The organism is Dellaglioa sp. CoH-55-MRSF-8 (assembly GCF_056782195.1).
In genome coordinates this window covers 174,668-189,341 of the sequence record NZ_JBXAYH010000001.1, presented here as the reverse complement: position 1 = coordinate 189,341, position 14,674 = coordinate 174,668, and the positions used below count along the sequence as shown (strand labels likewise).

11 protein-coding genes are annotated in these 14,674 nt (G+C 35.7%); 2 read left to right on the top strand and 9 right to left on the bottom strand.

Annotation, left to right across the window (positions count from 1 at the left end; all coding sequences use genetic code 11):
• Positions 1-144: 144 nt before the first annotated feature.
• The 9 genes from ade to glpK all read right to left on the bottom strand — a co-directional run bounded on the left by ade (position 145) and on the right by glpK (position 12,500).
• Entirely contained in the window at positions 145-1,878 is a 1,734-nt protein-coding gene (gene ade, locus AC1RPW_RS00885) for an adenine deaminase (RefSeq protein WP_481761144.1), read from the bottom strand.
• 9 nt (positions 1,879-1,887) lie between these two features.
• On the bottom strand, positions 1,888-3,675 hold the full coding sequence (locus AC1RPW_RS00880; protein ID WP_481760999.1) for an adenine deaminase C-terminal domain-containing protein: 1,788 nt from the start codon (positions 3,673-3,675) through the stop codon (positions 1,888-1,890).
• A gap of 28 nt (positions 3,676-3,703) precedes the next feature.
• Positions 3,704-5,038 (bottom strand): NCS2 family permease, encoded by a 1,335-nt coding sequence (locus AC1RPW_RS00875; protein ID WP_481761000.1) that lies wholly within the window; start codon positions 5,036-5,038, stop codon positions 3,704-3,706.
• A gap of 210 nt (positions 5,039-5,248) precedes the next feature.
• Positions 5,249-6,349, bottom strand: coding sequence for a lactate oxidase (locus tag AC1RPW_RS00870; RefSeq protein ID WP_481761001.1), 1,101 nt, complete (start codon positions 6,347-6,349; stop codon positions 5,249-5,251).
• 300 nt (positions 6,350-6,649) lie between these two features.
• Complete coding sequence (locus tag AC1RPW_RS00865) at positions 6,650-7,588, bottom strand: dihydroorotate oxidase (RefSeq protein WP_481761002.1); 939 nt, start codon at positions 7,586-7,588, stop codon at positions 6,650-6,652.
• A 103-nt stretch (positions 7,589-7,691) separates the two neighbouring features.
• Positions 7,692-8,219: a GNAT family N-acetyltransferase gene (locus tag AC1RPW_RS00860; RefSeq protein WP_409021765.1), complete on the bottom strand. Its 528-nt coding sequence runs from the start codon at positions 8,217-8,219 to the stop codon at positions 7,692-7,694.
• Between the two features lie 185 nt (positions 8,220-8,404).
• Entirely contained in the window at positions 8,405-9,124 is a 720-nt protein-coding gene (locus AC1RPW_RS00855) for an MIP/aquaporin family protein (RefSeq protein WP_409022824.1), read from the bottom strand.
• A gap of 24 nt (positions 9,125-9,148) precedes the next feature.
• Complete coding sequence (gene glpO, locus AC1RPW_RS00850; RefSeq protein WP_481761003.1) at positions 9,149-10,969, bottom strand: type 1 glycerol-3-phosphate oxidase; 1,821 nt, start codon at positions 10,967-10,969, stop codon at positions 9,149-9,151.
• Between the two features lie 13 nt (positions 10,970-10,982).
• A complete protein-coding gene (gene glpK, locus AC1RPW_RS00845) occupies positions 10,983-12,500 on the bottom strand; it encodes a glycerol kinase GlpK (protein WP_481761004.1) in 1,518 nt (505 codons plus the stop codon).
• 213 nt (positions 12,501-12,713) lie between these two features.
• Here glpK and AC1RPW_RS00840 point away from each other — a divergent pair, with 213 nt between their 5' ends.
• Entirely contained in the window at positions 12,714-13,667 is a 954-nt protein-coding gene (locus AC1RPW_RS00840) for an NADP-dependent oxidoreductase (protein WP_481761005.1), read from the top strand.
• A 20-nt stretch (positions 13,668-13,687) separates the two neighbouring features.
• On the top strand, positions 13,688-14,632 hold the full coding sequence (locus AC1RPW_RS00835) for a Dyp-type peroxidase (RefSeq protein ID WP_481761006.1): 945 nt from the start codon (positions 13,688-13,690) through the stop codon (positions 14,630-14,632).
• Positions 14,633-14,674 lie beyond the last annotated feature (42 nt).

Genomic DNA, 14,674 nt, shown 5'->3' with positions numbered 1-14,674 from the left:
AATTACAATACGTCTGTATTGCATTTTTTAATACAGGTACATTTTAGCACATTTAATCATCAGATAAAACTTTCATTTTTTAAATAAAACTAATTATCAATAATTTTAATATAAAGGCAACCGTTCATCATTGATTTAACAGACTTACACACTAACATCTTCAAATTTAAATTCATTGATATTAATTAAACCCATATCAGTTATTTTCAATTCCGGTATCACCGCTAACGACATAAAGCTTAATGTCATCACAGGATCCACCGTATCATTAATGCCGAGCTCTCTATAAGCAACTTTATTAAATAGTTCAAGCTGTTCTGATATCCATTCTCCAGATTGGTCACTCATCAATCCGCCAATTGGCAATGGAATTGATATTAAAACTTTGTTATCTTTTGTCAGGACCATCCCACCTTGAATATCTTTCAAAGTCTCAATTGCCAACGCCATATCTTGATCATTAGTTCCTGTTGTAATTAAATTATGTGAATCATGTGCAATAGAAATAGCAATTGCCCCATGTTTAATACCGTAATCTTTCAAGACACCCGTGAAAATATTTCCCGTTTCATGGTGCCGTTCAATAACTGAAATTTTAGAAACTGGAATACTTGAATCGTAGATAAAATTACCTAGTTCATCACGACTAACATTAATTTCTCTATCTATTGTAATTGCTTCGTTAGGAATTACTTCAATTGCATGAACTCTATTACTTGTTAGAGGCAGAACTAATTTTTCTTGACTAAAGTTAGCTAAATGGACTGACGATTGGACACTATCAATTGTATAGCTTTTAGTTTCTAGTAAATATTTTCCCTCTTCAGCAACTTTTTCACCAGCAATATAGACACTTGAAATTAGCATATCCGTTAAATCACTAATAATTGTTAAGTCTGCTCTAAGTCCAGGTGCAATAGCACCTCTATCTTTAAGCTCACAACACTCAGCGGTATTAAGTGTCGCCATTTGAATGGCAACTAAAGGATCTATACCTTCTTCGATACAAATTTTCAAACTATTATCTAAATGACCCTTTTCAATAATTGTTTTCGCTTGGACATCATCTCCACATAGAATGGCCCTTCTAGAATTAGTGGTTGTGACACCTTTTAATAGTGTTCTTAAATTATGCGTGACAGATCCTTCACGTAGGAAGACGTACATACCACGGCTTAATCGATTTTGCATTTCTTCAAGGGTTGAGCATTCATGATCATTTTGAATTCCTGCGGCAATATAGGCATTTAAATCTTTGTCATAAACTTGAGGACTATGCCCATCAATTCGTTTATTTAAATTTTTTGCGACCAGTAATTTATCTAAAATATCACTCTCAGCATTAATCACACCAGGGAAATCCATAAATTCAGCTAAGCCACTTGTCTCATTATTCGTGAGTGGTTTAATCATGTCTTTGGCCGAAATAACCGCTCCAGAATTTTCCATTTTTGTTGCTGGAACGCATGAAGGCAGCATGTATTGGATATTAAGGGCTGTTTCTTTAGCTGCATTAATCATATAGTCGAGTCCAACTAGGCCCGCTACATTCACAATTTCATGTGGATCTGCCATGACCGTTGTTGTCCCATGCGGCGTTATTAAACGGCCAAACTCTTCTGGTCCAACGTAGGCAGATTCTATATGAATATGTGGATCAATAAATCCTGGTGAAATATATTGACCATGAACATCAACCGTCTTATCCCCATCATATTGGCCACCGATTCCAGCAATAAGGCCATCAACAATTGCGACATCCCCAGTCATTACCTGTGCATTATAAACATCAATAATTTTGCCATTAGTTAAGACTAAATCAGCAGGAATTCGGCCAGCAGCAACATCAATTAACTTCTTTAAATTTTCTTTTTCCATCATAACTCCTTATCCTTTAAGAGATGATATCTTAATAATTGGATCAACTATTTCTAAAGCGACACAATCTACCATGCCTAAATCAGTAATTGCCAAATCTGGAATTGCCGTAATTGGTAAAAATGACATATAAAATATTGGATCAGGTAAATCACTACCCATTAAATTTGACCCTTTTCTTAGCGCAATTTCGCCAGTTTCAATTTCACTTGGTAATAAGTCGCTCATGATACCACCCACAGGTAATGCTAAAAATGAAATAATTTTTCCATCAATAACAACAATTTGACCACCGCCTGCTTTAATTAATTCATTTGTAGCAATCGACATATCATTTGCATTGACACCCATAACGACAATATTATTATCATCAGGTGCAGAAGATGATGCCATTGCCCCTTTTTTCAAGCCCCATCCAGATGTAAATCCAAGTGCCTGATTTCCATTTTTACCAAATCGTTCTAATACAGAAACTAAAGCGACATCTTTTTCTGGACTAGGTTGTACGATATTATTTTCTATCGTTAATTCAACATCTTTTCTTTTTCGAACAAAAGCACCCTGACTATTAATTGTTTGGACAGTTGCCATTCCTACTTTTTCATTAACTTTATATTCAAAATCTTTTTCAGAGGTTAACTCATGCTTCAACTGGCCTTTAAATAAATTACTTCTGATTGGTGCAATCAACATTTCACTTATTTTTTTATTTTTGGCAACAACTTTGCCCCGACTAATAACCATTTCTACATTAAATGAACTTGGCTGATCAACAATCAATATGTCAGCAAGTCTTCCTGGCGATACAGACCCAACTTGATCATCAATTCGATAAGCTTCAGCACTATTTATTGTTGCCATTTGAATTGCTGTAATTGGTTCTACACCTGCTTGAATAGCTAATTTAACAAGGTTATCAAGATGTCCTTTTTGTAAAATATCAGATGCAGTTACATCATCTGTACAGAAACTAACATGTCGTGCAATTGCTGGATTAACTTCAGTAACTGCTCGAATATTTTCTGCCAAGAAATGTGTAACGGATGATTCCCTGATTAAAATATTCATCCCATTCCGTGCTTTTTCAACAAGCTCCTCATGACTATAACTTTCATGATCTAAGCGAACACCACTTGCTAAATACTCATTCAATTTCAATCCGGTTGCCATTGGTGCACAACCGAAAATGGGTTGGTGATTATTTTGTGCGTGAACCAACGTTTTTAACGTATCTTCATCTTGTGTTTCAACAGCTTCTCTAACCGTTTCCCAGATACCGTAACATTCTGTCCATTTTTGAATTGTTTCTTGAACATCTGAATCGATGTTAAAAGCAATTGTTGATTTTGGAATTGTATATGGTGTCTTATATGGTGCACCCCAAAATAAATTAAGCGGTAATTTTTCTACCTCTTTAAAAACTTCTTGAACACCTTCTAGTCCGGCAACTGATATTGTTTCATCTAAACCAGAAATAATACTCGTTGTTCCAAAAGGTACAACAGCATTAGCAAAACTTGTCATACTCATTTTGCTACATTCAACGTGAATATGTCCGTCAATTAATCCTGGCGTTATATACTTTCCAGTTGCATCTATATGTTCCGTATCATTGCCGATATAAGCTTCAATATTACCTATCGCAACAATTTTCTCTTTATAGATAGCTACATTTGCTTGATAAATCTCACTTGTCATAACATTAACTAACTTGCCATTTTCGATTACTAAATCTGCAGGAATTTTTGCTGCACCTGCAGAAATATAGTCTTTTAACTGTGCTAACGTCTGTGTCATTTAGTTATCCACCCATCAATTTTATATGTTATTGAAGAATATTTAATACGTAAAGTAAGAATAGGAATACAAAGAACAAGATATACATTACAGGCCCGATTTCTTTTCTACGACCTGCTGCCATCATTGTAATTGGGTATAATACGAAACCAAAGGCAATACCATACGAGATGTTGTAAGTTAAAGGCATTCCGACAACCATTAAAAATGCTGGTACTGCTACTTCAAATCGACCCCAATCAATACCCTTTAATGATTGTGCCATTAAAATACCAACAACGATTAAAACGGGCGCCGTCACTTGTGATGTCACAACTGTCAGAAGTGGTGAAAAGAATAAACTTAGAACGAACATAAACCCGACAACTAATGATGTCAGTCCAGTTCTTCCCCCAACTGCAATTCCAGCTGATGATTCAACATAAGCAGCAGTTGGTGTTGTTCCCAGAACAGATCCGGCTAACATTGAAGCAGAATCAGATAATAACGCGCGACCAACTCGTGGCATTTTATTATTTTTCATAAATCCTGCTTGAGTAGCTAACCCGATTAAAGTTCCCGCCGTATCGAAAAAGGCTACCATCAAGAATATTAAAACAACAGACCAAAGTTGAAGTGAGTTAATTTTATGTAAATTTTCAACCCCTACTCCAAATGTTGGTGCCAAACTTGGAACAGAAGAAATAATATGTGTTGGTAATTTGATAAGTCCCATAACTAACCCTAAAATAGTTGTCGCAACCATTCCAATAAAGATTGAGCCAGGAATTTTTTTAGCCATTAAGATAACAATCACAACGAGTCCAAAAATTGTCAGCCATGTAGTTGGCACCGTTAGTGAACCAATCGCGACCAATGTTGATTGGTTTCCAATGATAAGTCCACCTTCTTGTAATCCAACAAAAGCGATAAACAACCCAATACCTGCGGCCATTGCTAATTTTAAGTCATGTGGAATTGCATCTATCACAATTTCACGAATTTTAAAGAACGTAATAAGCATAAAGATAATTGAGGCAACCACAACACCGGCCATTGCCGTTTGCCATGGAATACCCATTCCAATAACAACTGAATAAGTAAAGAATGCATTGTCACCTAATCCTGGAGCAATTGCGATAGGATAATTAGCTAAGAATGCCATCAAGAAACAACCGAACGCGGCAGATATTGCTGTTGCTGTAAACACAGCTCCTTTGTCCATACCCGCAGCGCCCAAAACTTGAGGATTAACGAATAATATATAAGCCATAGATACGAAAGTTGTTAATCCAGCCATTGATTCACGTTTAACCGTTGAACCTGACTCATTAATATGAAATAACCGATCAAAAATACCTGATTTTCCCTCTGTATTATTCATGCAATATAATCTCCCTATGTTGTGATTTTTTATATTATGTACAGTATATTACGCGAATTAAATAAAAAATCAATACAAAATACGCACTTTTGTAGATTTATTAACATTTAAAGTTCGTGTTTTGACTATTTTCAAAAATAAAAAAACTGTTAAAAAGGTTTTAACAACCAATCTAACAGTTTTTAAGTGCTAACTAACTTTTATATTTTTTTAATTTCCGTAAGGATTATCGATTAATTTAGTACGTTTAACTTCATCAATATTATGCGTTCCAGTTAATTGCATTGTTAATTCTAATTCATGTTGGAAGTAATTAAAGACATTTTGAACACCTTTATGACCACCAAGTGCCAAGCCATAAACAACTGGGCGACCGATTGCAACTAAGTCTGCACCACTTGCTAAGGCTTTATAAACATGAGCTCCACGTCTTACACCACTATCAAAGACAACAGGCACACGCTTATCAACAGTTTCTGCTACTTCTTGAAGTGCATCAAATGCAGCGATTCCGCCATCAATTTGACGACCACCATGATTTGAAACCCAGACGCCACCAGCACCTGAATTAATTGCAACACTTGCATCTTCTCCACCTTGGATTCCTTTAACAAAGACAGGTAAACCTGAATATTCTGCTAAGAATTCAACATCTTTTGGACTTAAGCGTTGCTTTGCTGAACCATAAACAGCATCCATTGTTTGACCAACACCACTTTGATAAGCTTGAACAATTGGCATTGCTAGTGGGAAAGTGAATCCATTACGTTTATCTGTTTCACGATTACCACCAACAGTTGCATCAGCAGTTAAAACAATTGCTTTAACCCCATTAGCTTTTGCTTCATCCATAATATTACGATTAATACCATCGTCTTTACTCATATAGAATTGGAACCATTGTGGTTGACCATTAGCTTGACTTGATATTTCTTTAAATGATTTCGTTGCAAATGAACTTGCTGTGTAGATTGAACCATAATCTGAAACACCCTTAGCGCTATCAATTTCACCTTTAACATGAGCTAATGCATGTGCAGCAACTGGTGCCATAATAATAGGCGATGTGATTTCATCTCCGAAAATAGTTGTTTTTGTATCGGGATGATCAATTTCTTGTAACACTCTAGGTCTAATTAGTTTATGATTAAATGCCTTTATATTTTCTTCTAAAGTATACAAATCTCCAGCTCCACTAGAGATATAACCAAATCCACCCTTTGGAATAATCTTTTCTGCATCTTTTTCTAAATCAAAAGCATTAATAACGGTAATATCTTTTTCTAAATCGCTTGTAATGTAATCTGTCATATTAAACTCCCCTTTTATGTTGCACCCAACTTATCTTGTCTAAATAATAGCACTGAATAAAGCATTGTGCAAGCGTTTGCACACATAACTACTAATATTTTTTTATCTATAAATATTAACTACTACTAACACTATTCTATTAATTAAAAATGAGATAATTCACCATTTAATTAGGTAAATTATCTCATTCCATTTAAAGCTAAATATCGTTACGTCTATAGTCCATTAGTCCATGACTAATTTCAGCTGTTTGCCCATATACCTTCGTATAAAGTTGGTATAATTTTCCCTATCTCATCCCTATAAATAATTCAATTTTCCTCTAAAATCTTCAATACTTTGGTACCCTTTTTCTGCCATAATTTCTTCTAGCTCAGTTGTTAGTCGTTCAAAAACAGCGGGTCCTTCAACCATCAACGCTGTTCCAACTTGCACCATACTTGCTCCACATAGAATATGTTCAAAAACATCTTTACCAGTTTGAATGCCACCAGTTCCGATTACTTGAATATTCTTATTTAATCGTTGATAGAACGCATGTACATTAGCTAAAGCAGTCGGCTTAACATATTCGCCGCCAATACCACCAAAACCTTGCTTGGGTTTAATAACGACCGTTTCTGTATCATCATTAATATATAGTCCATTCCCAATACTATTGATACTATTGACATAAGACAATGGATATTTATTTAAAATAGCAGCCATTTGATCAAAATGAATAATATCAAAGTACGGTGGTAATTTAACTCCTAACGGTTTGTGATAACTATTAAAAACAGCTTTTAATATCGCATCAACTGTTTCAAAGTCATAACCCGTTTGGGGCTTTCCTGGTACATTAGGACAAGATAAATTTAATTCAACAATTCCTGCAAAATCTGAATCTGTTACTTTTTGAAGTAACTCGAGATCTTCCGCTAGATTAAAACCCGTAATTGATAAAAAGTATGTTTTACCAGGATGGTTTATCTGATTTTGAGAGACAAAATCTAAATAGTAATCAACGCCATTATTTGGTAAGCCCATTGAATTAATACTACCGAATTCTGTTTCAAAATAACGAGGTTCTGGATTACCCTTACGTGGTTGAAGCGTGCCACTCTTCGTTACAAAAGTTGCCGCCTTAGAACTTTCGACGGCAAGTAATTCGTCGCTATCCATACAATAAACACCCGATGCATTCATCATACAATTATCAAAATTTGAACCCGCTAAAGTCGTTGCTGTTGAAATCAAAAAAATCCCTCCTTCATATTGATACTAGTATACCTTATCAAAATTCAAATTGTTACTTTTTTCACAAAAAAAGACAGCGATATCATTCGCTGTCTTAAACGTTTTATTTTAAAATAATTTGGTAAGCATATCGTGCTGAGTTAACGCCATCTTCCATATGAATGATACCTTTATAATCAAATCCATTTGAGGTAATGACATGTTGCATCCCTTTATTTTCAGGATGTGTATCAACGCGAACATCTTTGTAACCCAATGATCTCGCAATTGTTAATAAGCCTGAAATCATTTTTTCTGATAAACGTTGACCTCTAAATTTTGAAGAAACAGCAACTCGATGAATAGCCGAATAACGTGCTTGTGGGCCATTAATCCATTCGCCATCTTCAATGTTAAGATACATAGGATCTATTCCTAGCCAAAGTGCAGCAGTTCCTGCGATTTCATCTCCAACCATTAAGACATAAGTCAATTGATCTTTAATATCTTGTTCTAAATGGTTCGCCGCCGGGTAAGCACCTTGCCATTGGTCAATTCCCTGTTCTTTAAGGTAAGCTTTTGCTTCCTCAATAATTCCTGTAATTGCTGGTAAGTCTTCTGGCGTTGCCAGTCTTAAGTAAGATACAGTCACTGTTACACATCCTTTATTATGCTTAATCTATTCGTATAAATACGATTGAAAAATTATTATATCGCATAATTTATCAATATACAATAAAAATACCCTTTAAAATTTACTATAAAAAACCTCTATTATTGAATTAAAATTCAATAATAGAGGTTTAACTTAATAATAAATTATTTCAGACATTTAACCTATGCTACAGCTAAGAATAACCCTGCGGCAATCACTGCGCCAGCAAATGGTCCGAAAATTGGTACCCAACTATATGACCAATCTGATCCACCTTTGTTCGCAATTGGTAAAATAGCATGTGCAATACGAGGACCTAAATCACGGGCCGGATTAATTGCATAACCAGTTGTCCCACCAAGTGAAAGACCAATACCAACAATTAAGATACCAACAACGACTGGTGTTAAACCATCTGTAAAGTTACCTTTTGTGAATGCTAGCAAACTAAAGATTAAGACAAATGTCCCAATTAATTCACTTAAAAAGTTATATAGATTACTTTTTATTGCAGGAGCAGTTGCGAATGATCCAAATATTGCATCAGAATCTTTCGTCTCTTTCCAATGTGGCATGTATTGAACCCATACCAGAAAAGCACCAACGATACCACCAGCAACCTGGACAACCATATATGGTAATACAGAAGACCAAGCAATCTTACCAACAATTGCCATTGCCAAAGTTACAGCTGGATTCAAATGTCCTGGTCCCATAAAGGCTGACGCATAGACACCCAAGGTTACGGCAATTCCCCAACCTAATGTGATTGCAATCCAACCAGCACCTTCAGCTTTTGACTTACGTAACGAAACACCAGCAACAACCCCATTACCTAATAATACTAAAATCATTGTGCCTAAAAATTCACCCAAAAGTTGCGTCATAAGACTTGTTGTCATCACACTCACCCCTATTTTTGATGGTTATTTTAAGTAATTCATATCTGATTCTGCAATTGTTGCATCTAAATCTGCAGTTTGTTTTGCTTTTTCTTCTTTAGTCCAGCTATAGTAACTTGCCATTTCGTTAATTACGCCAACTTTAACAGCATCTAATGTATCGCGATGGAAAAGAATATGGTTAGTACGACGCATTAAGTAATCAGTTGGTGTTAACGTCATTTCTTCTTCCATTGAATAGTGAAGACTAGCTGTTTCACCTAAAGAAAGTCCTTCTGCTGCTTTAACGTGAGTCATTTGACTAAATACACGTGCTGCATTTGAACCAAATAAGTTAGCAAATACTGTAGCTTCTTCTTCAGTCAACCCATTGTCCATTCCTTGTTTTGCGAAGAAACTAATTGTTGCTTCAACGTTGTTAGGATCAATATCACCACCTGAAACAGGTAAGTTTTTAGAATCAATCGCATTGAATTCTTGACTATAATTATCTTTCAATAATTTTGTAATTGCAGCCATGGCACCGGCAGCCATCTTACGGTAATCTGTAATTTTACCACCAGCTAATGTTAATAAGCCATCTTTTGAAATAGTCAATGAACTTCCACGTGAAACTTGTGATGCACTTGTCTTATCTTCAGAAAGTGTACTTTCCAAATCATTCAAGACATCTTCAACATCTGTTTTAGTTACTTCATCTTTTTCAAAACGTTCAATAACGTTAATAACATCATTGAAACTCTTCTCACTAATTTTACCTGAGTTTCCACCATTGTAATCTGAACTTCCGTTTGATGAAATCAATGGACGTAATCCAGCCCAACTTGATTCAATATCACTAATTTTGACATTAGCTGTTGGGAAACGTTCGTTAATAATATCAAGTAAGTAATCAGCATCTTCTTGTTCAACACGAGGATGTTCAAAATCACCATGGAAATCAGTATCTGTTGTTCCAAAATATGTTTTATCTTCTCTTGGCACAACGAAGATCATACGACCATCTTGTTTTCCAGAATCAAAGTATGTTGGTTGTGGTACATTTAATTTTTTAGAATCAACAACTAAATGAACACCTTTTGTTGGGCGCATTTGTGGTACAAAATCTTCATCAGTATCCATTTTACGGATAAAATCAGACCATGGACCCGTTGTATTAATAACATATTTAGCATGAATATCAAATTCTTCGCCACTAATTAAATCTAATACATGAACACCAGTAATTTTACCGTCAGCATGCAATAAGTCTAAAGCCTTGATACGACTAACCATCAAGCCGCCATCTTCATGTGCTTTTTTGATATTTTCAATAACTAAACGTGAATCATTATTCTTAAAATCAAGGTAGACACCGCCACCCATTAATTTATCAGATTTTAATTGTGGTTCGCGTTGTAAAACTTCTGCTTTAGAAATTGTGTAGTTAACCCATTGAGGATCAACAACACCTGCCAATTGATCATATAAATTCATTGCAACTTTTACTGAGAACATATCAAAAGTTGCGCCGGGTTCATCATAAATAGGCAATAACATTGATTGTGGACGTGGAATATGTGGTGCAATATGTTGAACCACTGCACGTTCTTGAACAGTATCAGAAACAACTCCGACGTCGAATGTCTTCAAGTAACGAATACCACCATGAACTAATTTTGTTGAACGCGATGATGTTCCTTCAGCGAAATCTTGCATTTCAATTAATCCGTTATTTAAACCCATAGCACTTGCTTGAATAGCAACGCCGGCACCGGTGATACCACCACCAATTGTTAATAAATCCAATTCTTCATTCTTTAATCGTTCGATATCTTGTTTTCTTGATGTTGCTGAAAATGACATAGTTGTATCCCCCTTATTTATTGTTTTTCTTCATTGGTTTATGTTTAAATACTCGAGTTGCTTCAACCGCTTGTTGCCAACCTGCGTATAGATCTTCGCTTTCTTCCACAGGCATTGTTGGTTTAAAAATATCCCCTTCAGTATACTCAGCTTTGAGTTCTTCTAGGTCTTTCCAATAACCAACGGCTAATCCAGCTAAGAAGGCTGCTCCTAAAGCAGTTGTCTCAAGGTCATGAGCACGTTCGATAGGTGTATTTAAAATATCTGCTTGGAAATTCATCAGATAATCATTCTTAGCTGCACCACCATCAACTTTTAGTAACGGAATTTTAATTCCCGTATCTAGTTCCATTGTTTTCACAACATCTCTAGTTTGGTAAGCCAATGATTGTAACGTTGCTTTAATGAAATCTTCACGTGTTGTTCCACGAGTAATTCCAAAGACTGAACCTCGTGCATCAGGATCCCAATAAGGTGCTCCCAATCCTGTAAAGGCAGGTACAACATAAACTTCATTATCATTCGTCGATTCTTTAGCTGCTTGTTCTGTGTCTGGTGCATGTTCCACCAAGCGCATCCCGTCTCTTAACCATTGAATTGCTGAACCAGCAACGAAGATACTACCTTCCAAAGCGTAATAAACTTTACCATTAATCCCATAACCAATTGTCGTTAATAAATTATTTTTAGATAATTTAGGTTCTGTCCCTGTATTCATGACAATAAATGAACCTGTTCCATAAGTATTCTTAACCATTCCTGGTTCAAATGCCATTTGACCAAACAAAGCAGCTTGTTGATCTCCAGCCATTCCTGAAATTGGCACTTCACTACCATAAAAATGATAATCTTTCGTATGTCCGTAAACTTCAGAATTTGATTTAACTTCTGGTAACATAACTGCTGGAATATTCATAATTTTTAGAATTTCTTCATCCCACTTCAAATCATGAATGTTAAATAACATTGTCCGACTAGCATTAGAATAATCAGTTACATGTGTTTCGTCACCTGATAATTTCCATGTTAACCAAGTATCAATAGTTCCAAAAAGTAATTCGCCTTTTTCGGCTCTTTCTTGGGCGCCATCAACATGATCTAAAATCCAACGAATTTTAGTTGCTGAGAAGTAGGCATCTATCAGTAATCCTGTCTTTTCATGAATTAATTCATCATAGCCATCTTGTTTTAATTGTTCCGCAATTTCTGCCGTTTGACGTGATTGCCAAACAATTGCGTTGTAGATGGGTAATCCCGTTTTCTTATCCCAGATAACAGTTGTTTCACGTTGGTTGGTAATCCCAACTCCTGCTATTTGCTTAGGTTTAATCCCGGAATCGATAAATGTATTTGCGATTGTCGATAATACTGCGTTCCATATCTCATTTGCATTGTGCTCAACCCAGCCAGGTTGAGGAAAATATTGTGGAAATTCGCGTTGTGCATCAGAAACTTTCTGACCTTTGTGATTAAATATAATTGCTCTTGTACTTGTCGTTCCTTCATCAATAGATAAAATATATTTTTCCAAATAACTCACATTCTTTCTTTTTAATTATTTATGAAAACGCTATCATTTACCAATATGGATATTATACATCTTCAAAAATACGTTGTCAATTAGATTGCGCAAAATACATTGTTACAAAATTTGTTATTCTCCCTCGTTTTGTAAACCTTTTCTTAAAATTATGGTATATTGGGACTAGTACCAATATGATTTTAATCTAGGGAGGTTATACTTATGAAAGCATTTGGCTTTAACCAATATGGTGACGCAACCGTATTTGAGGAATTAAAAGTTAATCCAGAAGTAGCGCTTAAATCAAAACAGGTTAGGGTTTCAATCGAAGCGATTGGCATTAACCCATTTGATGCAATTTTACGTGCCGGTTATATGAAAGACGTTATGCCTTTACCATTTCCAATTGTACCTGGAGGTGACGTAACGGGTATTATTACTGAAATTGGCGATGAAGTTACTCATTTTAATATCGGTGATGCTGTTGTTGTTCATAAGGCTTTCGGTGGCTACGCAGAAGAACTTGTCGTCTTTACATCACATATTGCTAAGCGACCTGATAATATGACGATTGCTGAAGCTGCTGGGCTACCAACACCTGGTATAGCGGCATACAATATTTTGAACTTTTTTGCAAAAGCAAGGGCTGGTGAAACCATCTTTATTGAAGGCGCTTCTGGAAGTGTCGGATCGATTTTAGTGCAACTTGCTAAATTGATGGAATTAACTGTTCTCGCTAGTGGTTCAAGCACCAACGAACCCTATGTTCGTCGACTAGGTGCAGATCATTATAGCGCCTACGATAAAGAAAATCCCGCCGAAACTTTTAAAGATATGGCTGACATTGTTGTTGATGCAACTCCTGGCGGTCTTGGCAGTGAGGTAGGCGTCAAAGCATTGAAGACAAACGGCAGAATGGTATCGTTAGTTAGCGTTCCAACCGACTCTGTTCAAGCATCAAAGCCACTCGCAGATTACTACCTTGTTGAGAATGTTAAAGAGTTAAAAGATAGTGACACGCTAACTTTCTTAACAGATTTAATGATGCAAGATGAATTAGAAATTAAAATAGCAAAAAAATATCACTTTAATTTAACCGATATTATTGAAACCCATAAACAATTAAATTCACCACATAATGCAGGTAAAATGGTTATAATCGTTAAAGGAAATTAAAAGTCTAAGGAGCATTTATTATGTCAGTAAACGAAAAGTTAACACAAGATGTTTATAAAGATTTAGGTGAAGCTGTTAATTTCACCATTCTAAACTTAAATCACAAAGATCAAAAAGTTGAATTAGAAGCAGTTCAAGAGCTATCTGACCGTATTCCGGCCATCATCCGTAGTATGAACGTTCGTTATCCAAAAGCTAACTTAAAAGTTGCCTTTGGTTTTGGCTCTGATGCTTGGGATTATCTTTTCCCTGATGCTATCAAACCTGTTGAACTTACCCATTTTAAAGAAATTGTTGGGCCTAAATACACTGCCATTTCAACTCCTGGCGATTTATTCTTTCATGTTCGCGCTGGTGAAAGTGCTGTTGTCTATGAAGTTATGGCGCAATTTATGCTTTTCATTAAGGATGTCACAACTGTAGAAGATGAAACACACGGCTTCCGTTATTTTGAAGGCCGCGCCGTTATTGGTTTCATTGATGGTACTGAAAACCCAGATGTTAATGAAGCACTCGATTACGCCGTTATTGGGGGCGAAGATCCTGATTTTACAAACGGTTCTTATGCTTTTGCTCAAAAGTATATCCATAATATGGCCGCTTGGAATGCCTTAAAGACTGAAGACCAAGAAAAAGCAATTGGTCGGAAGAAAGATTCTGATTTAGAATTAACTGACGAAGAAAAATTACCAAATTCTCATAACGTTGCTTCACAAGATATGAAAGATGGCATTGAGCATAAAATTGTCCGTATGAACGTTCCCTTCTCAGAACCTGGGAAAGACATTACAGGGACATACTTCATTGGTTACGCACGTCATTTTGCAGTAACTAATCGAATGCTCATTAATATGTTCGAAAGTAAAAGTGATCGATTATTAGATTTCAGTACCGCTGAAACCGGTAATTTATTCTTTATCCCTTCAAAAACAACTTTAGAACAAATTGTGGATGGAAATCTATAACACGAAAGTCTGAGATTATTTTTTCAGATGCAGATAAAATTC